Here is a 21430-nt window from a genome sequence, read left to right as displayed (position 1 = left end):
TTAAGTTTACTTTGTAATAACTTGTATTGGTCAAGCCCTCGACCTATTAGTATCGGTCAGCTGAACATGTTACCATGCTTACACCTCCGACCTATCAACCTCGTGTTCTTCGAGGGGTCTTACTAGCTTACGCTATGGGAAATCTAATCTTGAGGTGGGCTTCACGCTTAGATGCTTTCAGCGTTTATCCCTTCCCGACGTAGCTACCCAGCTATGCTCCTGGCGGAACAACTGGTGCACCAGAGGTCAGTCCATCCCGGTCCTCTCGTACTAAGGACAGCTCCTCTCAAATTTCCTACGCCCGCGACGGATAGGGACCGAACTGTCTCACGACGTTCTGAACCCAGCTCGCGTGCCGCTTTAATGGGCGAACAGCCCAACCCTTGGGACCTACTTCAGCCCCAGGATGCGACGAGCCGACATCGAGGTGCCAAACCTCCCCGTCGATGTGGACTCTTGGGGGAGATCAGCCTGTTATCCCCGAGGTAGCTTTTATCCGTTGAGCGATGGCCCTCCCACGAGGTACCACCGGATCACTAAGCCCGACTTTCGTCCCTGCTCCACTTGTGGGTGTCGCAGTCAGGCTCCCTTCTGCCTTTGCACTCTACGAACGATTTCCGACCGTTCTGAGGGAACCTTTGGGCGCCTCCGTTACTTTTTTGGAGGCGACCGCCCCAGTCAAACTGCCCACCTAACAATGTCCCGTCACCAGCTTCATGGTGCCCGGTTAGAATCCCAGTACTGTCAGGGTGGTATCCCAAGGACGACTCCACATCCCCTAACGAGGATGCTTCCAAGTCTCCCACCTATCCTGTACAGACAATACCGAAACTCAATGCTAAGCTACAGTAAAGCTCTACGGGGTCTTTCCGTCCAATCGCGGGTAGCAAGCATCTTCACTTGCACTACAACTTCGCCGGATTTACAGTTGAGACAGTGCCCAAGTCATTACGCCATTCGTGCGGGTCAGAACTTACCTGACAAGGAATTTCGCTACCTTAGGACCGTTATAGTTACGGCCGCCGTTTACTGGGGCTTAAGTTCACCGCTTCGCGTTACCGCTAACGATTCCCCTTAACCTTCCAGCACCGGGCAGGCGTCAGCCCCTATACATCAGCTTTCGCTTTAGCAGAGACCTGTGTTTTTGCTAAACAGTTGCTTGGGCCTATTCTCTGCGACCTACTCTCGTAGGCACCCCTTCTCCCGAAGTTACGGGGTCAATTTGCCGAGTTCCTTAACTGTAATTCTTCCGCCGGCCTTAGGATTCTCTCCTCACCTACCTGTGTCGGTTTGCGGTACGGGTACTACATTTCTCCCTAGAAGCTTTTCTTGGCAGCGTAGAATCAAGTACTTCAGCCTAAAAGGCCTTCCCCATCACACCTCAGCTAATACAGGCGGATTTGCCTACCTGTATACCTAAGTGCTTAGACTAGCATCCAATAGCTAGCACACTCTATCTTCCTGCGTCACTCCATCGGTAATAACGATTTGCAGTAGTATCGGAATATCAACCGATTGTCCATCACCTACGCCTTTCGGCCTCGGCTTAGGTCCCGACTAACCCTCAGCGGACGAGCCTTCCTGAGGAAACCTTAGGTTTTCGGCCACTAGGATTCTCACCTAGTTCTCGCTACTGATGCCAACATACTCACTCGTAATCAGTCCACCGCTCCTTACGGTACGACTTCAGCCCGATTACGACGCTCCCCTACCCCAGCAGATAAATCTGCTAGCCGTAGCTTCGGTGATAAGTTTGAGCCCCGAACATCTTCGGCGCAGGATCTCTCGACTAGTGAGCTATTACGCACTCTTTTAATGAGTGGCTGCTTCTAAGCCAACATCCTAGTTGTCTTAGAAATCCCACATCCTTTTCCACTTAACTTATACTTTGGGACCTTAGCTGACGATCTGGGCTGTTTCCCTTTTGACTACGGATCTTATCATTCGCAGTCTGACTGCCGGACTAATACTATATGGCATTCGGAGTTTGATAAGGTTCGGTAAGCGATATGCCCCCTAGCCCATTCAGTGCTCTACCTCCATTAGTCATATCCGACGCTAGCCCTAAAGCTATTTCGGGGAGAACCAGCTATCTCCGAGTTCGATTGGAATTTCTCCGCTATCCACAGCTCATCCCATGGTTTTTCAACACCAACGTGGTTCGGTCCTCCACGAAGTTTTACCTTCGCTTCAACCTGGCCATGGATAGGTCACCCGGTTTCGGGTCTACGGCATGCAACTAGTCGCCCTATTCAGACTCGGTTTCCCTTCGGCTCCGTACCTTAAGTACTTAACCTCGCTACATACCGTAACTCGTTGGCTCGTTCTACAAAAAGCACATCATCACACACATATGGTGCTATGATCGGTTGTAGGCACACGGTTTCAGGTTCTATTTCACTCCCCTCCCGGGGTTCTTTTCACCTTTCCCTCACGGTACTTCTTCACTATCGGTCATCAAGTAGTATTTAGCCTTGGGAGGTGGTCCTCCCTGCTTCCCACAAGGTTTCACGTGTCTCGTGGTACTCTGGAGCAGAACTATGGTCTTCTTGTTTCACTTACAGGACTATTACCTTCTACGGTGTATCTTTCCAGATATCTTCAATTACAATAGCCACCAATGTTATGTTCTGTCCGCAACCCCAAAGATAAATCTTTGGTTTGGGCTCTTCCGATTTCGCTCGCCGCTACTGACGGAATCGATTTTTCTTTCTCTTCCTCTAGGTACTTAGATGTTTCAGTTCCCTAGGTTTACCCTCCTATAGCTATGTATTCACTATAGGATACGTAGGGTTACCTACGTGAGTTTCCTCATTCGGAGATCTTTGGATCACAGGCTATTTGCGCCTACCCAAAGCTTATCGCAGCTTGTCACGTCCTTCTTCGGCTCTTGATGCCAAGGCATTCACCATGCGCCCTTTGTAGCTTGACCTAATGTCGTGTCATTATAACCGGCGTATTACTTCGTCAGCTTCGTCACTGCGCTGCTCACTTGTTTGAAACAAGCTCTGCTGCTCGTTCGGTCGCTTCCTCGTACTACTTGGTTCTAATGCCACTCCTAATTTGCTCCGCAAATTACGGTTCTGCACTTAGAAAAGTACATTTCATAATTTGTTTTTGAACAAACCAGTCTACTGACTTGAATACTAGCGTGCATTCTTATCAGTCAATTTATTACAAAGAATAGTAAATATCTTTACTTTAACTTATGTGCAATTTTCAAAGAACAATCTGAGATACTTGGTATCTCAAAATTAAACAGAGAGAGATTCTAACCAGAATTCGTATATATTAAGCCTGAAATGCATCAGTACTTAATAATTTCTCCATAGAAAGGAGGTGATCCAGCCGCAGGTTCTCCTACGGCTACCTTGTTACGACTTCACCCCAATCGCTGACCCTACCTTCGGCTGCTGCCTCCCTTACGGGTTAGCTCACAGACTTCGGGTATTGCCAACTCTCATGGTGTGACGGGCGGTGTGTACAAGGCCCGGGAACGTATTCACCGCGACATGCTGATTCGCGATTACTAGCAACTCCGGCTTCATGTAGGCGAGTTTCAGCCTACAATCCGAACTGGGACAAGTTTTTGAGATTTGCTCCACCTCACGGTCTTGCGTCTCTTTGTACTTGCCATTGTAGCACGTGTGTAGCCCTAGACATAAGGGGCATGATGATTTGACGTCATCCCCACCTTCCTCCCGGTTAACCCGGGCAGTCTCGCTAGAGTGCTCAACTAAATGGTAGCAACTAACAATAAGGGTTGCGCTCGTTGCGGGACTTAACCCAACATCTCACGACACGAGCTGACGACAACCATGCACCACCTGTCTTCCTGTCGGTACCAAAGGTACCGACTTCCCCGGTTAAGGGTAATTCAGGAGATGTCAAGTCTAGGTAAGGTTCTTCGCGTTGCTTCGAATTAAACCACATGCTCCGCTGCTTGTGCGGGCCCCCGTCAATTCCTTTGAGTTTTAATCTTGCGACCGTACTCCCCAGGCGGGATACTTATTGTGTTAACGGCGGCACGGAGGTGTTGAAACCCCCACACCTAGTATCCATCGTTTACGGCGTGGACTACCAGGGTATCTAATCCTGTTTGCTCCCCACGCTTTCGAGCCTCAGTGTCAGTTACAGTCCAGAAAGTCGCCTTCGCCACTGGTGTTCTTCCTAATCTCTACGCATTTCACCGCTACACTAGGAATTCCACTTTCCTCTCCTGCACTCTAGATATCCAGTTTGGAATGCAGCACCCAAGTTAAGCTCAGGTATTTCACATCCCACTTAAATATCCACCTACGCTCCCTTTACGCCCAGTAAATCCGGACAACGCTTGCCACCTACGTATTACCGCGGCTGCTGGCACGTAGTTAGCCGTGGCTTCCTCCTTGGGTACCGTCATTATCGTCCCCAAAGACAGAGCTTTACAACCCGAAGGCCTTCATCACTCACGCGGCGTTGCTGCATCAGGGTTTCCCCCATTGTGCAATATTCCCCACTGCTGCCTCCCGTAGGAGTCTGGACCGTATCTCAGTTCCAATGTGGCCGATCACCCTCTCAGGTCGGCTACGCATCGTCGCCTTGGTGAGCCATTACCTCACCAACTAGCTAATGCGCCGCGGGTCCATCTTATAGCGGATTGCTCCTTTGATTTTCATTTCATGCGAAACGAAAATGTTATGCGGTATTAATCTTCCTTTCGGAAGGCTATCCCCCTCTATAAGGCAGGTTACCCACGTGTTACTCACCCGTCCGCCGCTGAGAAAGTTCCGAAGAACTTTCTCCGCTCGACTTGCATGTGTTAGGCACGCCGCCAGCGTTCGTCCTGAGCCAGGATCAAACTCTCAATTTAAAGTTTAATCATAGCTTACTTACTTAGTAAGTCTTTTTTCAAAAGAATTGCTGGTTTAGTTTAAGTCTAATTTTAGACTTTGTTTATCTTCTCTGTTTAATTTTCAAAGACCAAGTTTGTTTCGCCGTCTTTCTGACAGCTTACTCATCTTATCATCGTAAGATTTTTTTGTCAACACTGTTTTTAAAATTTATTTTTTTAGATATAAACTTTAAATTTTCGTGTTCTTATCGCCCTGTGTTGCAGCGACATAACTTATAATAACATATAGCTAAAAGCTCTTAATTGGATAAAATACCGTGACACTAATATACATGCCCATTTTTAAGTATTTCTTTATAATTCGACACATTTCACCAATTGATACACTCGGCACAGTTTTTTTAATAACATCTTAATATCCCCATAAATTGGTTCTATTTAATGTATTATTAAGTAAAATTACTGCTTATATACATTTATATAATTTCATTAACCCTATTTAATATCAGTAATTACTTCACCATCTGTCATATGTGTGGGACTAAAGATACAGTTCACCTTTATAATTCTGCTAAATGTATTTAGAAGCACTTCCAATTATCCACATCAGAACTTATCTGTTATTAATCTACAAATCTCAACAAATATCCATCTGGATCTTGTATAAGGAATTCTTTCTGATTTTTTTGTTTTCCATCACATATATATACTGTTTCTTTTAATTCTCTATAAATTTTAATTTTACTAATCTTAACAATGTCGTACAAATGCTCGACATCCCTGCAAGCTATAGAAAAATTTATTCCTCTTCCTAGTGGATATTCTAAAACATCTACATTCCATCCATCTGCATGAATTTCTTCAAACATAAACTGACTTTTACCATAAGATAAAAATATGAATTTTTCGTTAGCTCTTTCATACTCCAATTTAAAACCTAAAGTAGATATATAAAATTGTTTTGTAATTTCAATATTAGTTACTGATAATTCGGGTATTAATGAATTAAACTCCATAAATTTTCTCCTAAAATACAATATAATTCTAATCTCTTTTAATTAATGACACCGGAATACCTAAATTCCTAATCATCACTCTATCTATCCTTAATCTTTCTTTGCAAAAAGAAAATACACCTTCTCTTCCTGCTAGTCCATGTTTTTTACCATAATTCGTATTGCTCACCCAATTAGCAATTTCATCAATCCAATCTTTTCTTGATTCATTTGGTGCTTTTCTTTCATCTGCTGCTTTCATTATTACCTTTTCAACATCAGCAGGTTCAATATATACAATATGTGGATTTAGACATTTTACCTTACTCACCAAATTAGTAAGATACATCAAAATCTCTTCGTCGCTTTTTTCATATACACCTAATAATTCAAATATATGATTTTGGAGAAAAGCACATTCAAATATATAAATAGTATCATCTAATAGTGCTTTCTCAGCAAAGCTCTCCCATCGCCTTAAATGTATTTCTGTAAACTCCTTTAAGCTACGTCTGCCATCACATATTTCTTTTGCTGCAACTTCACCTACTAGCCCCCAATAAATTTCCTCTGGGAAGTCTATCCTTGTATAAGCTAATATAAAATGATCTTCTTCCCTTCGAGTTTGTATTTCAATTCTATGCTTAAGCTCCTCTTTGCTAATAGTCTTTTCTGAAGTTTCCCACATTTCTAAACACTTTGATATGAAGCTATTGAATTCTTCTTCTGTTAGATACGCATTCCATGACATATCTGCTGGATGAGACATTCCTTCTTCATAAAGTACTACCTTTTTACCTTCTGCTATTAGCTTTTCTTTTATTTTTCTTGCTGTGGTGGTCTTACCTGCGCCTGGTATACCTTCTACCAATATAAGTTTATTTTCCATAACTCTCTCCAATTCAAATTTACAATTTACCACTTTCTTATAACCATTCTATTGCATGTTCTTTAATAAAATTGATTTCTGCTAAATACAAATCTCTATGTCCCTCTTCCAACATTTTCTGAAAAGCACTATTTCCACTTTTAGCTTCACTATAAATTAAATCAGCAAGTTCCTGTAGCCTAGCACTCATTTGCTCAAATAAATCATTAGGGCATTTCATTCCATATGCATCAAAAAACACACCAATACTATTCTTTCTAAACTCCTTGTCTACATCAACATCATAGCTCCTATATTTCTGCTTTTCAGAGTCGTAAATTTTCTCACTAAATGGAACAAACCTGTAAAGTGCATATACAATATCCCATATTCTAGGGGCTGGACAACATGTATCAAAATCAATCATTCCATATGGGATATCGTCAACAAAGGTTATATTATACGGTGCAATATCATTGTGACATATAACTTCTTTTTCCAAAGACCCATTATAAGAAAACATCCACTTATCTTTTTCTGTTCTCTTAAATGATAGCATTGCATCATGGTATTTGCGTATCATAACAGCTACTTTTTTTATAATCAAAAGCTGATCGTTTTTATCATTAGTAAAAGGATAGTTATCCTTGCATTCTCCAGGGACGAAGGATAATATCTCCATTCCACTTTCATCGATTCCTATAAATCGTGGGCTATTAGTATCTCCGACTTTTTCTAGATGCAACAATACTCTGTGTATTGTTGAACTCCAAGTCTTCTGTCCCCTAAGAACTGTTTCATTCCGCTTATATACACTTGTTGTATTACCGCCTAATAGTCTTTCGAACTCATTTACCACAAGTATTCCTCCAGCTACTACTTCTTACTTAAATTTATATTTTTAAATTCTCTCACTAGAAGCCATGAATATTTTAATAATAGATTTGGAATTAAACTGGCACATCTTTAATCAAGAAAATTAGTATCCATATTTGTTCTTAAAGAGTTTTGGTGAAATAATAACGTTTTCCTGTCACAGGATATTCTTCTAATGCAAACACTTCCTTGTATCCATGCTTTTTATAAAACATAGGTGCTTGGAAACTGAAGGTGTCCAAAAATACATATTTACAACCTCGTTCTTTTGCTGTTTTTTCTGCTTGCTTTAAAATTTGGCTACCAATATTCTGTCCTCGTAGTTCTTCACTTACCCACAAAAGTTTCACAAAAAGCCAATTACCATGCGTATCTCCAATTAGTCCTGCAAGTTTCTTTCCTGCCTCATCTTGTAGATAAATACCTAAATCCTTTGGATTTTTATCTTCAATTCTTGCTAAATTATATTCCAGTAATCCCTGAAAAATTTCTTCTTTATCTTGCTCCTTAACTTTATCAGTTATTTCAAAATTCATTTTAAGTTTACTCTCCTTATCTATTTTTAGGCATCTTACATTGTAAGTTGTTGTGTTTACTTTATTGCCTTTAAATGCTGAATATGTATTCCTAAATGCCCTATACCAAGTATAATAGCAGATACAATCAGCCAAATGACCTTTCCATAAATGCCTAATAGCATAAAAGCTGTAACAGGTAAACTTGCAAGAGGTATGGGAATCCCATAAAAACTGCGATAAAAATTTTCTTCTGTATGTTCATTAACAAAATATCTAATCCAACAAATCTCATATAATAACATCAGTAAAAATGATACGATAAGCCACAAACTCCATATTGAAAATGGAGCAATATTAAAATCACTAAAAATCAGTATACTGCATGTACAACATACTTGACCTATACGTTCAAACAACAATAATATTTTGTTTTCTTTGGTATTATCATAATCTATCGGCTGATTCTTACTCCAAATTATATTGGGGATAAATAACATTAATAAATATATCAGTCCTACATATGAAAATCCTAAGTGCCCTAACATATAAAATCTCCTTTACAAATTACTATTTGCAGTTCAATTAATAGTTACTTATCTTTTTAATTATACCGTATTATGTAAACTTTGTATTTCTTAAGATATAACTTTTATACTTATAAAAACAACTTTATTCAAGACATTTCAATAGTAAAGGCTAAAATCACATTTAATTATGGTACAGTTCACCGTAAATGGTATAACATAGGTTTTTCGAATTTATTCTAACAAGTAATAATGGCTTATACCTATTGATACAAGCCATTTTCAGCTTTATTTACATTTGTGATAAATTAATATTATTTATTCTCTACAATTCTCTCAGTTTACATTAAAAGAATTTTCTTTAACCTAGTTTTTCTCACTATTGTGATAATTAAAGCAGAAATGCATAAAGTAAGTATAAATCTAATTACTGTATTTGCAAAAAGTATAGGCACAAACATTCCGATCCAAAGCATTATTATTTGATGAGAACAATATAGTCCAACACTGTACTCTCTACAGGTTTTAGAAATTCTTGTTGAAATATTTTTATTATAGTTAATTGCCCAAATAAATATTAGTGGAACTGCAATAATTGATGATAAATACATATTAGCATCTTTAGCAATACCATTTTTATTTAATATAAATGTTTCAACTAGTAGTATTATTATAAAGATTATACTGAGAAGACCTGAATTTTTTATCATTTCATCTAACTTATATTTATTTATTAATGCACCTAATGCTACAAAAAGTATTGATTCAGTAATTCCTACTTGTGGAAACATAAATATTGCAGTATATCCCTTAATTAAAGGACTCATCATAGTTTTACCTAATAATCCATAGTAAGCATCTCCGCTTATCCCTAATAAATATAGTAAGGATCCAATTATAAGTAAAAGAAATATTTTATCTTTCTTTAGTAAAGGAGCTATTATAAAAATAGTAATAATTAAAGAAGATATGTACCAGAGACTTCCTGTGATACCAATAAACAAAAATCTTTCAGCAATAATTATTGGCGGTATTTTTAACATACTTAGAACAAATGGTAACAAAGAAATAGTTTCAATAAGAAACCATGTACCGTAGAGAATTAATAATCTTTTTAAAGTAGATTTAGGTTCTTTTGGTGATTGTATTCGTGTATATAAAAAGTAACCTGAAACAATAAAGTAAAATGGTACTGCCAACCTGCAAATTCCCATACTAGTTGCAATCCATAAATCTTTATTTATAGATTCTAATGCCCTAGTATGAATCATCATAACTGCAATAGCAAACACCAAACGTAATAAATCAACCATTCCATAATAAGAACTACTTTTTGCTTCCAAACTCCCCATCCCCTATTAATTTTTTAAATTTTTTCTGTAATTTAAGTTCCCGCACTATCTATTTAAAATTTATTATATGATTCTGCAATTATAATTAGAAGCTTGAAATCAACTGAATAAAACTCTTAACCTATTATTTGGTTCATCTAAGCTAATATTTACTTAAATTAGATACCATTTCCTTGGTTCTAATAATAGACATAGAATTGCTTCATCTACAGTAAGTCCTTCAATACTTCTTGCAAAAAAACGCTTTTACTTATGGTACAGTTCACCGTACCATCCATAATCAATACTTTTCCATTTTGTCATTGTGTAATTTAAAAGTGCTATTTTCAGATCAATAGATGATAGATGTATAGAAGAATTTCATTGCAAAGAGAAAAAGCACTCATTCTCCAAAGAATAGTGCTTCACTCTTAATTAAATCCCTATTTTATTAATGGAATTTAGCTTTTATTTATATTATCTTGTCATTCCAAAAATTGCACCAGAAACAAAAGGTATCAGCCATATAATCCAAACAACAATACTTAATTTATGAAAACTCGCTTTGGCTTTTTCATCATTCTTAACTAACACTACAGTTGCCCAAAGTGCATGGAAAAGCATTAAAATAATTGCAAGTAAGCCTGTAATGCCATGGAAATTAAGCTTAAAGCCATCTGAAGCAATCTTGCTCATAATTGTTGTTCCTGTAGTATCAAATATTAGGCCTATATAAAATACCGCTAAATGCCATTTTTTAAGTTCACCTTGTATTTTTTCACTCCACACACCTATTGTATACATTACAAGAGCTAATGTGATTGTTATTATTGCATAAATTAACATAATAAGTTCCTCCCAATTTAAATATTTGTTTTACTTTTTGTTTTTTAAATTATTTGTATCTATAGAATTGCCGTAATTTATACGCCTACAATGCTAAGCGCACTTATCTTTATTATTAAAAGTCTTCACTTTACGGCTGTGGCAGTAAGCCTTATCCCACCTCCCTAAATTCTTATACACTATTACATTTTAATAAATAAGCAATTTTATTAGCTACAAAAAAGCATATTCCAGGCCCTTATGAACACTGTTCATTTCGACTTAAAAAAATTTAAAATCCTAATGATACTAATCTTCGTTTATTATTGTGTAGTAGCACAAAACCTTTTAGTTTATATATGAACTTAATCTATCACTAGCTAGCCCAAATGAACAATGTTCACTTCAGTTCTTTTTATAAATCATATCCTTAAGGATATGATTTATTTAAGTAATTCTTTAAGGAATAATTCAAAGGATTCATAGGTAAAAATCGGCATTTGAACTATTGTTATTAAATTCATAATTATAAAACTTGCAGTTTCATGCATCCCTACTTTAACTTGGATATTGTTATCAGCATGCTCTTTTACTAGGATATTCTCAACTATAATCACAAGTCTTTCGATGAAAACATATTCTTGTTTTAACCCACCTTCTACAAATTCAGGACTGCCATAAAGTTCAGGTGTCAACCAATACTGGCGGAAACTTTCAATAAAGTTCTTTAATTCACTATAGATCTCATTAAATTTAACGTAAATATCAGACTCTAAATCAGATATTTTTTGAACTGAATATAAGAACTCTTGCCAATAATCAGTCATCATTTCAATAACTAAATCTTTTTTTGTAGGATAGTAATTATATATTGTGCCTAAAGCTATATCACATGCTTTTGATAAAGTCCTCATACTTAGCTTAGAATAACCTTCATTGTATAGAATTTCTTTAGCTTTTTTTAGTATAAGTTGTTTTGGATTTTCAATTATTCTAGACAATATATTTCCTCCTACAACAACGAAATGAACTGTGTTCATTTTATAATATTCATAAATTTTTGTCAATATATTATTTTTACTATAAAGAATCTTGTTATTTTATTTATTAAAATGGCTCACTAGAATTCTAAAGATTTAGTAACACAAGATAAGGAAGCACTGCCTTACTGTTTTATTCGTATAGTGCTTTTATCTCTTAAATTCACATAATAAATTTTATCCAGCTTACAGAAACAACATATATAAACTGAAAATCTTCATTTAAGTGATTCTGTTCATTCATCTTTAATCTCTATGCTAATAGTCCCACTTATTTTCCTTCATATCAACATGATTCTCATCTTTAAAAGATACACCTTCTTCTAATAGAAGAAATCGTTGCTCCTGCCACCCCGGTGCCAACCTTCCTGCATGATTTACCACACGATGACATGGATATCTCCCATAAAATTCTGCTTGGCTAAGAACCTTCCCCACAAGTCGTGCATTTTTTTCTCTACCAATAAGGCTGGCAATTTGCCCATACGTAGCTACTTTCCCTTCCGGAATTTCTTCCACAATGGAAAGTATTTCATAAATTAATTGTTCATTCATAATCTTTTTCATATATTCACCTGCTATATAAATTCTTACTAGGAGATATTGTTATATTTTTACACCATATTTTAATATTTAATCTTCTGTTTTGGTGATATAATCCTAACAAAAAGTATACAGTGTGTCAAAGCAACACAGTGAAGATCAGTGATATTGCTCAATCATTATTTCAAAGTACTAACGCATTAGCGATAATTTATAAACTATTACATTCAATCTTAACCACATATTCAGGAATACTTGTTTTGCAATCAATGTATGTCACTTGTTACGAGGCTTTCACCATTACTATAAAGCTCCCATCTCTTTAGCAGTATACACAGAAGGATATTTGGGTTTAAAATTCAACTCATTTTTAATACGGGTTGAATCTGCTGCCAATTCCCATATGTTAGACATAAGCCATCCATCTTCAGTTGGTACCTGCTCTGGTCCTCCTTGCAGTTTATATATTTCGCCTAAAGTAATAGGTTTATCATCTGCAACGTTATATATACGGCCACCAACACCCGGGGTGGTTGCAGCAAGCAGTATTGCTTGACTTACATCTTCATGATGTACCATTGATTGCTGCTTTAACGGATTCCAGTTAATCATGTAAGGTAAAATTTCTTCAATGTGCGGATCACCATCACCATAGACAAATGCCAATCTCATAATACGAATATCTAGCCCTTGTTCACGATGTAATTTTAATAAAGCTTCTTCTGCCTCAATTTTTGTTTTTGGATACATCAGTTTAGCAGGCACAAGAATATCATCTTCTCTGCATGGTCTATTTACATTTATGTCACGATATACATTGCCAGTACTTGTAAATACAAATCTTGTAACACCTGCTTCTAGAGCTGCTTTAGCTAGTGAAATAGTTGCATCTAAATTCACTGCTGTAGCTACCTCATCACTAATGCCGCCTCGAAATTGAGCAGCTGTATGCACCACTGCATCAACACCTCGTATGATTTTAGTAAGATTATCATTATTTAAAAGATCACCTTCAACCACTTCTGCTCCTTGTTCTTTCAATGCAAGTGCCTTCTCCGCATTTCTTACTAGAATACGAACAGAATGACCGTGCTTAAGCAAATATGGCACTAGACGGCTTCCCACTTTACCTGTTGCTCCAGTTACAAATATTTTCATAAATTAATTCACTCCAATCTAGATAGTTTCGTTTAGCAGTTATTTTATGCTATATTACTAATATAGCAGGAGTAAAACTATTCAACCATATTGTAGCTATCCTACGATTGAGAGTGGTAGGATAAATGAACTTCAACGTGTAATCTTTCGATTGGAAACTGAAGATTACCTAATGTTTCGGATGAAAGGAGAAAAACAAATGAAAGACATTATTACATCACAGCAATCCCTTGGTGAGTTTTTGCGAGCTACCAGAGAGCGCCTTACACCTGAACAGGTTGGATTACCCTCATACGGACGCCGACGTACACCAGGACTTCGCCGCGAAGAAGTAGCTCAGCTTGCCAATGTGGGTGTGTCTTGGTACACTTCTATAGAGCAAGGCAAGGATGTACATCCTTCTCGTCAAGTATTGGAAAGTTTGGCTTCCGCTTTAAGATTATCCGATGATGAACGCCGATACCTTTTTTTATTATCTAAATCAGATGAAACGGACGAAATAAAAACTTACAAAAATATTAGTACAGGGTTAGAAAGAACTGTTTTTGCATTGGATCCTCATCCTGCTTATATTATGGATAAATACTGGGATGTACTATTATGGAATCGTGGAGCAGAATTTATATTTGGATTTCCTTCTTATTCTGCCAGCATAAATCCAAAGCCTAACATATTGCATCAATTTTTAACTGATTCACAGAAAAAAGAAAATGGATCAGAATGGGAAGAACGGATTAAAATCATGATTGCTAGATTTAGATCTGATTGTGCTAGATTTCCTCAAGATGCCAGGTTAAACGAAATGATTGAAAAGCTTAAAAAGGAAAATGAATTATTCAAATTATGGTGGCCACGCTATGAAGTCAAAACCGTTACCGACTGTCGCAAGTTAAGGATTGATCCTTTAATTGGCGAATTGGAGTTTGAACATGTGAATTTACAAGTATCGGACTGCCCTGATCTGAAACTAATGATTTATACTGCCTCGCCTTCTACAGCAGAAAAGCTTAAGCAAAATATATAAGCAGTTTTTTTACAATTATCCACTTTATATTAATTCTACACGCAGATAAGCCCCTCAGAACAAAAATTAAAGGTAATTTTTTAATTTTTTCTTCTAAAATCTCTCCAAACCAGTCTGAGGGGCTATATATTTTATCAATAGCTTCCAAAAAGTCTACGTCATTTATGATACGGTTCACCGTATCAGTAGCAAGTGAGGTTTTTATATACTTCTCAAACATATTAACCGTATTCTCCATAATTGACCTTAGATCATAGTTTCCCCATGCAGCCGATAAAGTTTCTATATCGCGTAGTATTGTTCTCACAGAAACCTCAAAATGCTCTGCTAATTCTTTTGCTGTTGCACGTTTCTTATCTAATAATATATATACAATTCCAAAAAGCCTATTTATCTGCATGGAGTCCCTAATTATATCTTTGATTTCTTTAAACTTATAGTATCTCTATTCTTACCATTTTCTGATCCATGGGTATATCCCACAACCTTAAAATGCTCCGCAAGGCTCTTAACTAAGCTATCATAGTCTTCATATTTTGCTCTAAGGCAGGTGGAAAGATGGACTACTTCAACACCATTTTTAATCAAACTTTCAACCTTATTTTCTAAATCTCCTCCAACATGGGTAAATGCTGTTAACTCCACCTCAGAGCCATAATCGCTAAAGGAATCAATTCTCTTGTTATAGGCGTTGAAGCATCCTTTTCCGGTACATCGATTCATCGTATCTTCGTTAACCAAAATCGCAATTTTCATATGTATCCCCCTTATATAATAAATCAAAATTATTAGATATTAAATTGTTATCTAAACCAATATTGATAAAATATTCATTGATATTTTAACATGTTTATTATATTACTTATATATCACTTAAGCAGTGATTACTGTCACAAACAATATATGGTTTATTCTCAACTTTTTTAATGAAAGCTTAGTAGTTTATTTGAGAAATTGAAAACCTCATTTATTTATGATACGTTTCTCCATTCATAATCCTAAACCACATAACCCCACTTGTCGAACTTTGCAGTACGTAATTTCCGTATCTCAAAATCTATTTATGCCTTAAGAAGCCCATTCTATCAAGGTTTAACACAATTACAATTTAACATTTATACACTATTATATGTAACAATTTAATGTATATTATAGCCTTCTATTATTGAGAGTTTTTTCGAAGGTTTTTCTCATTTAATAAAATATCTATCCAAACTCTCTAGCTTTGCAAGGTCAAAAATATCTAAAGCTAGCTACTCTAACTTTTCACCTGAGAGTCCTAGTATTTTATCAGCATAATCTTTAGGTAAATATAGTGATCACCTCTGAGGCTTTAAATACTATGATTTTTATTATTAGTAGCTAAAGCAAATCAATAACTTAGCTTTAATTTATAAAAATGAGGTGCGCAAATTGCAGCACCTCATTCAATGAGTTATAATTACACTAAATGTTATTATATACGCCTACCTGATCTATTGTTATATATCCTTTTCCAATACAGTCTTTAGCAAAAGCCACTGCATCATCTTGTCTTTGAAGCTTAATCAGTATAGTAACTTTAAGATTGATGTAATTATGATCTTTAGGGTTAAACTGTAATGCTTTGTTTATATAATTTAGACCACTTTGATAATCTCCAAGCTTACAATAATCATAAGAAAGGTTATTAAATACCACTTCATTTTCTCCGTATTCAGAAATATATTTAAGATTATAATCTCTTGCCTCTGCATAACCTCCTATCTCATATAGAAGATATCCCAATCGTTGAATAGCCTCTTGGCTCTTACTTCCTAAATCCATAGCTTTTTTATAAGCAGCGATGCTTTCATTTTTCATGCTTCTGTCAAAATAAATTGAACCAATATATTCATAAGGTGTTGCTGTAGGATAGAGACTTATACTCTTGTTATATAGATTCAGTGCAACATTTGCATTGCCTAATTTTTCTTTAACTACTCCCTGCCAAATATAAGTGTCAAAGTTATCAGGAAGCAGCTCATTGGCCTTTTCAAACATTTTGTCAGCTTCAGTCCAATTAGATTGCTGTGCATATAGACATCCCATACTTTTAATAGCTGAAAAGTAATTCGGATACATATCTAATGCTTTCTGATATGTTTCTTTAGCATTGTTCAGGTCATTTTTAGCTACTAAAACATTAGCTTTACAATATAAAGCATCTATACCCCATTTGTTCATAGCTATTGCTTGGTCTGCATATTTCTGCGCATCATCATATTTTTCTAGGCTTATATAAGCATAGGTTTTACCTATCAAATCTAGATAGGTTTCAACTCCAGTATTTGTAGAAATATCGGTAAACAGATTTTCTGAGTCCTTAACCTTTCCTTGAAGGGATAGAATATTTGCTTTATTGCATTTCAGTATGATATTATTCTTATCTATTTCCAGACCTTTTTCATATTCTGCAAGAGCATTATCAAACTTACTCATGTCACAGTAAGCATTTCCTTTTCCATTATAAGCTTCAACATAACTGTGGTCTAGCTCCAAAGCTTTGTTATAACTTAATATAGCATCTGATGTCTTATAGGTTATAGCCTGTATATCACCTTTTACTAAATAGGCTTCCTTGAGGTTTGGATTGAGGCTTATTGCTTTATCACATAAAGTCATAGCTTCATCAAACTTAAGGGTGGAGTAAAGAGCTTCTGCTTTACATCTTATTGAGTCTGCATGATTAGGATTCAAATCAACTGCCTTAGTAGCAGCCCCCAAAGCATCATCAAACTTATAAAGTTTAAGGTCGGCTTTACTCTTTTCGTAGTAAGCATCAAATTTATCAGGTTTTAACCCTATAGCCCTGTCTTCAAGTGCTATGGCCTCAGCATACTTCTTTTGGGCAAATAATATCTTTCCTTTTCCCAGTATGGCTTCATAGTTTTTTCCATCTAATTTAGTGGTTTTATCAAAACTTGCTTTTGCTTCAGCATATTTTTGTGAATCAAAAAATTTATTTCCTTGTTTGTTATTATAGCTTATATAACCCTTATATGCTCCAAAGCCTACAAGTGCCAAAACTACAACAGCAGCACCTATTATTATAGGTATCTTTTTCTTACCCAAATCTTTCTTTGGCTTCTGTTCTGGAACCTCATCAACTGTTTTTAAATTTGTGCTTTCAGTTTTACCTTCATATGTTATTGGTCTTGTATATCCATTATCATTTTCTCCTGTAACTTCCGATTTATTAAAGAGGTCTGCTGCAAATTCAGTAACATTCTGATATCTATCAGAAGCTCTTACAGAAAGAGCCTTCATCAAGGCAGCTTCAGCCATGAATGGAATTTTAAAATCCAGAGCTGATGGTGATAGAATTTCATCGTATTCAAGCCTCTCAAGAGATTCAGGTGGCATCTTACCTGTAATTGTTCTGTATATTGTAACTGCCAGAGAGTAAATATCTGTCCATGGTCCCTGAATACCGGATCTTCTATACTGCTCTTCAGGAGCAAAACCTGGTTTTAAAACTACAGAAAGGCTCTTTTCATCCAGGTTTGCCATTCTAGCAGCACCAAAATCCAACAACTTTACCTCACCAGAATTGTTGATAAAAAGGTTATCTGGACTTATATCTCTGTGAACAATTCCCTGTTCATGGATAATTGCAAGGGATTCCATTACAGGTTTTATTAATCTTTCTATTTCACTAAATGGGAGTACGCCTCCATTATTTTGTACATAATCCTTTAAAGTCACACCATCTAGATATTCCATAACGATATAAGCAGTTTCATTTTCTGTGAAGAATTCTCTTACTGATACGATTCCTGGCAGGTCATTGAATCTTGCCAAACTCTTTGCCTCATCGAGGAACTTTTCCAGCCCTTTATAGTAGTCGTTATTCTTCTCACCGCTAAATGGCATAACTGTATTTCTAGTAATATCACGATTTACGAAACCAAAAGGAAAGTATTCCTTTATAGCTACCTTTATCTCTAGATTTAATTCCCACCCCAGATAAGTGATACCAAAGCCACCTTCTCCCAGTACTCTTCCAACAAGGTATTTTCCATTTAATATTGTCCTTGGAGGAAGATGATGTCCCCCATCTTGAAAGTCAGTTTCTTTCCAAACACAAGAGGGGCAGGAGCCATTTTCATCTAGCAAGCCCATGCATCCCATACACAACTTGTTAATATTATCGATTATTGGCATTTATATACCTCCTACAATATTTAGAAACTTCTTAAATATATAATTTCGTATCATATATGAGTAACTACACTCTAACTTCAAACATATTTGACCTGGTTGCAAGGTAAAACCTTTCTCCTGGCCTTAGGGTGATTGATTGACCATGGGTCAGTTTCATACCCTTTTCATGATACGTTCCATAGGAAGAGCCGGTATCTGTGAGTACGAACATTCCGCTGCTGCTGTTATAGTAGATTGAACAATGTAGTCTGCTCACCCCTGGACTGGAGGCTGAAAAGACAACCTGGCAGTTTGAGGCATCTCTACCGAGAGTTAATCCACTTGGTGGAATTGGAAACGACTTCCCTACAAATTCTCCTGCCACTGCATAAAGCATCGCTCCTCCACCTAAAGATGGATTATACCTCTGGTTTGACGGATTAGGTGAAAAATTGCTTTGACTTCCATCTGCCTTTCCTACTAAAACCAATGTTCCCGCCATCATATCATGGAGAGCCTGTTTTCTCTCTGTCCATAGTGCCATAAAATATCCAAAGCAAAGCACAAGACTTGAAATTATTTTCCCAAAGTACCTTCCAGTAGCTTTACCAAAAGAAATTCTATTCCCATTAAGATCAGTAACTACTATACCTAGTGCTTGTTTTCCGATAGTGGCCATTTTGGGAGAGGACTCCATAACGGCAAAGTAAAGCCAATACAATAGGACGGAAAATATAGGTCCGATAAGCATACTAATTAGATAAGATGGTATTGAAAGTATAAGCCCATCAAGTAAAATGGCAGCAAACCTTTTACCAAAATCGGCATAATTAGTTGTATTCATTAATAATAACCTCCACTTATTGATTGGTTTAAATTGATTATACTCTTACCTCAAATCCGTTATCTTCAGCAATATAAAAGGTTTCCCCTGGTTTTAGATATATGGGAATTCCACTTGAAATTCTTTTTCTACTATAGAGGAAAGTGCCGAAAGAGGAACTCTGATCAATTAAAATAAAGGTTTTTGAAACTGCGTCATAAGAAATTGAACAATGTATTCCACTGACTCCAGCTATATCCTCAGGAAAAACCAGCTGACATAGCTTATAATTACGTCCAATCATAATAGGCTCCCTTCCTAAAGGGATACTTACCCCTGCAAAGTAACCTGATATCCCTATAAGAACTGGCTTTGGAAGTTGAAAATTATCGTGGGATTCAGAAAACTGTGGTAAAATTTCTTTATGACTTTCAACTGAAGGGTGAATTTCGTATGGAGTAATATTTTTCTGCAGAACCAAGGTACCTGCAATAATATCATGAAGAGCTTGTTTTTTCTCAGTAGTTCCTGCAAGGATATATCCTATAAACAGAGTGAGAATAGAAATAAATTTGCTAAAGTAACGTCCTGTAGCATGCATAAAGGAAATACGGTTTCCATAACGATCTGTTACAATGAGTTTCATTACTTGCTTTCCTGGGGTTCCTTGGCTTGAAGAACATTCAAATAATGAAAAATACAACCAGCATATGACAACTGCCAATATTCCCATCCCATCAATATAGTAAGAAATTGTACTTACTGTTCCAATAATTAATCCGTCAATAACAGCTGCATACGCTCTTTTCCAAAATCCAGCATACAAAGTTATTACGTTCTGTTCTCTGTGCAAAACTTCTGGAGTTGGATTAAGAACAGAAAGGTTTTGAGTTTCGAGAGAAATGTTTTGTGGACTTGAAAACTGCTGTTCTGTTGTGAAGGCTCTTTCGAAGTCTTCCACTGTTTGAAATCTGTTTTTGGCGTAAACAGACATAGCTTTTAATAAAGCCAGTTCTGAATAACCTGGTATCGATACCCCAAGTAATGAAGGCTTTATTAAATTATCATCAGCAGCACGTTCAAAAGCTTCTGGCGGCTTTTCTCCTGTGAGAAGGTGGTATATAGTTGCCCCCAAGGCATAGATATCCGTCCAAGGACCCTGATGTCCTTTAGTTCTGCACTGCTCTTCAGGAGCATATCCAAGCTTAAGAATTACAGATAAGTTCTGACTTTTTTCTCCTACAGCATACCTAGCTGCTCCAAAATCCAAAAGTTTAATCTCCATATCCTTTGTCACATAGATATTATCAGGACTGATATCTCTGTGGATTAAGCCATCCTTATGAATTGTCTTTAATGCGGAGAAAACTGGAGTAATGAGATTAAGCATTTCCTCAAAGCCTAATTTTCCACCTTTTAGCTTTAGATATTGATTTAAATCCATACCATCAAGATATTCCATGACATAATAAGCTGTTCCATTTTCTTCGAAGAATTCATAAACATATATTATGTTAGGGCTACTATTATATTTGTATATCATTCTTGCTTCATCTAGGAATTTTTCAAGGCCATACTTAAAGTTAGCTTTTTTCTCATCGCTGAAGAAGGACACCATAGAAACACCAAGAGAGCGAGCTACGAGACCATCAGGCATGAATTCTTTGATTGCAACTTTTCTACTTCCAATTAAATCCCAGGATATATATGTGATTCCAAAACCTCCATGACCTAAAACCTTTCCCACCATATATTTCCCATTAAGTATAGTTCGAGGTGGAAGTGAGTTGGGGGTTATGGTCTCATAGGACTGTAAGTAGCCACAAAAGTTGCATATCCCTTCAGTTACACTTTCGTTCATGCACGCTATACAAAGCTTGTTAACATCCATCGCCTCACCTCATAAT

General features: G+C 36.6%; 15 protein-coding genes, 2 rRNA genes and 1 pseudogene. 1 reads left to right on the top strand and 17 read right to left on the bottom strand.

The features are described from left to right. Positions 1-26: 26 nt before the first annotated feature. The 12 genes from bsdtw1_RS07700 to bsdtw1_RS07645 all read right to left on the bottom strand — a co-directional run bounded on the left by bsdtw1_RS07700 (position 27) and on the right by bsdtw1_RS07645 (position 13512). Positions 27-2932 (bottom strand): 23S ribosomal RNA (locus bsdtw1_RS07700). A 400-nt stretch (positions 2933-3332) separates the two neighbouring features. Then, positions 3333-4852: ribosomal RNA gene (locus bsdtw1_RS07695) — 16S ribosomal RNA — on the bottom strand. The 16S and 23S rRNA genes sit together here, the layout of an rRNA operon. Positions 4853-5457: 605 nt before the next feature. Further along, on the bottom strand, positions 5458-5850 hold the full coding sequence (locus tag bsdtw1_RS07690; protein WP_183277005.1) for a bleomycin resistance protein: 393 nt from the start codon (positions 5848-5850) through the stop codon (positions 5458-5460). A gap of 28 nt (positions 5851-5878) precedes the next feature. Then, positions 5879-6718, bottom strand: coding sequence for a P-loop NTPase family protein (locus tag bsdtw1_RS07685; RefSeq protein WP_183277004.1), 840 nt, complete (start codon positions 6716-6718; stop codon positions 5879-5881). A 37-nt stretch (positions 6719-6755) separates the two neighbouring features. Beyond that, positions 6756-7556, bottom strand: a complete 801-nt coding sequence (locus bsdtw1_RS07680) for an aminoglycoside phosphotransferase family protein (protein WP_183277003.1) — start codon at positions 7554-7556, stop codon at positions 6756-6758. Positions 7557-7695: 139 nt separating this feature from the next. After that, entirely contained in the window at positions 7696-8109 is a 414-nt protein-coding gene (locus tag bsdtw1_RS07675; RefSeq protein ID WP_183277002.1) for a GNAT family N-acetyltransferase, read from the bottom strand. Positions 8110-8165: 56 nt separating this feature from the next. Then, positions 8166-8636 carry a hypothetical protein gene (locus tag bsdtw1_RS07670; RefSeq protein ID WP_183277001.1) on the bottom strand — a complete coding sequence of 157 codons (471 nt, stop codon included), beginning with the start codon at positions 8634-8636 and terminating at the stop codon, positions 8166-8168. 320 nt (positions 8637-8956) lie between these two features. Continuing rightward, the gene (locus bsdtw1_RS07665; protein ID WP_183277000.1) at positions 8957-9958 is read right to left on the bottom strand and encodes an acyltransferase family protein; all 1002 of its coding nucleotides are present in this window, start codon (positions 9956-9958) and stop codon (positions 8957-8959) included. Positions 9959-10423: 465 nt separating this feature from the next. Next, on the bottom strand, positions 10424-10792 hold the full coding sequence (locus bsdtw1_RS07660) for an HsmA family protein (protein WP_183276999.1): 369 nt from the start codon (positions 10790-10792) through the stop codon (positions 10424-10426). 422 nt (positions 10793-11214) lie between these two features. Next, positions 11215-11772 (bottom strand): TetR/AcrR family transcriptional regulator, encoded by a 558-nt coding sequence (locus tag bsdtw1_RS07655; protein ID WP_183276998.1) that lies wholly within the window; start codon positions 11770-11772, stop codon positions 11215-11217. 297 nt (positions 11773-12069) lie between these two features. Further along, positions 12070-12378 (bottom strand): MGMT family protein, encoded by a 309-nt coding sequence (locus bsdtw1_RS07650; RefSeq protein ID WP_183276997.1) that lies wholly within the window; start codon positions 12376-12378, stop codon positions 12070-12072. Positions 12379-12657: 279 nt separating this feature from the next. Next, positions 12658-13512, bottom strand: a complete 855-nt coding sequence (locus bsdtw1_RS07645; RefSeq protein WP_183276996.1) for an NAD-dependent epimerase/dehydratase family protein — start codon at positions 13510-13512, stop codon at positions 12658-12660. A 199-nt stretch (positions 13513-13711) separates the two neighbouring features. On the opposite strand from bsdtw1_RS07645, the gene bsdtw1_RS07640 reads away from it, so the two are divergent. Further along, positions 13712-14536, top strand: coding sequence for a helix-turn-helix transcriptional regulator (locus bsdtw1_RS07640; protein WP_183276995.1), 825 nt, complete (start codon positions 13712-13714; stop codon positions 14534-14536). 264 nt (positions 14537-14800) lie between these two features. On the opposite strand, the pseudogene bsdtw1_RS07635 reads toward bsdtw1_RS07640, so the two are convergent. The 5 genes and pseudogenes from bsdtw1_RS07635 to bsdtw1_RS07615 form a co-directional block, all read right to left on the bottom strand. After that, a pseudogene (locus bsdtw1_RS07635) lies at positions 14801-14936 on the bottom strand (HTH domain-containing protein); the annotation flags it as partial. Positions 14937-14947: 11 nt separating this feature from the next. Further along, positions 14948-15292, bottom strand: a complete 345-nt coding sequence (locus bsdtw1_RS07630) for a CGGC domain-containing protein (RefSeq protein WP_183276994.1) — start codon at positions 15290-15292, stop codon at positions 14948-14950. A gap of 690 nt (positions 15293-15982) precedes the next feature. Further along, complete coding sequence (locus tag bsdtw1_RS07625; protein ID WP_183276993.1) at positions 15983-18721, bottom strand: serine/threonine-protein kinase; 2739 nt, start codon at positions 18719-18721, stop codon at positions 15983-15985. Positions 18722-18785: 64 nt separating this feature from the next. Continuing rightward, a complete protein-coding gene (locus bsdtw1_RS07620; protein ID WP_183276992.1) occupies positions 18786-19544 on the bottom strand; it encodes an RDD family protein in 759 nt (252 codons plus the stop codon). A 37-nt stretch (positions 19545-19581) separates the two neighbouring features. Continuing rightward, positions 19582-21414 (bottom strand): protein kinase domain-containing protein, encoded by a 1833-nt coding sequence (locus bsdtw1_RS07615; RefSeq protein ID WP_183276991.1) that lies wholly within the window; start codon positions 21412-21414, stop codon positions 19582-19584. Between the last annotated feature and the right edge of the window lie 16 nt (positions 21415-21430).

The organism is Clostridium fungisolvens (assembly GCF_014193895.1).
Lineage (GTDB): Bacteria > Bacillota > Clostridia > Clostridiales > Clostridiaceae > Clostridium_AR > Clostridium_AR fungisolvens.
The sequence above is the reverse complement of the archived record's forward strand: the minus strand, read 5'-3'. Positions and strand labels throughout refer to the sequence as shown.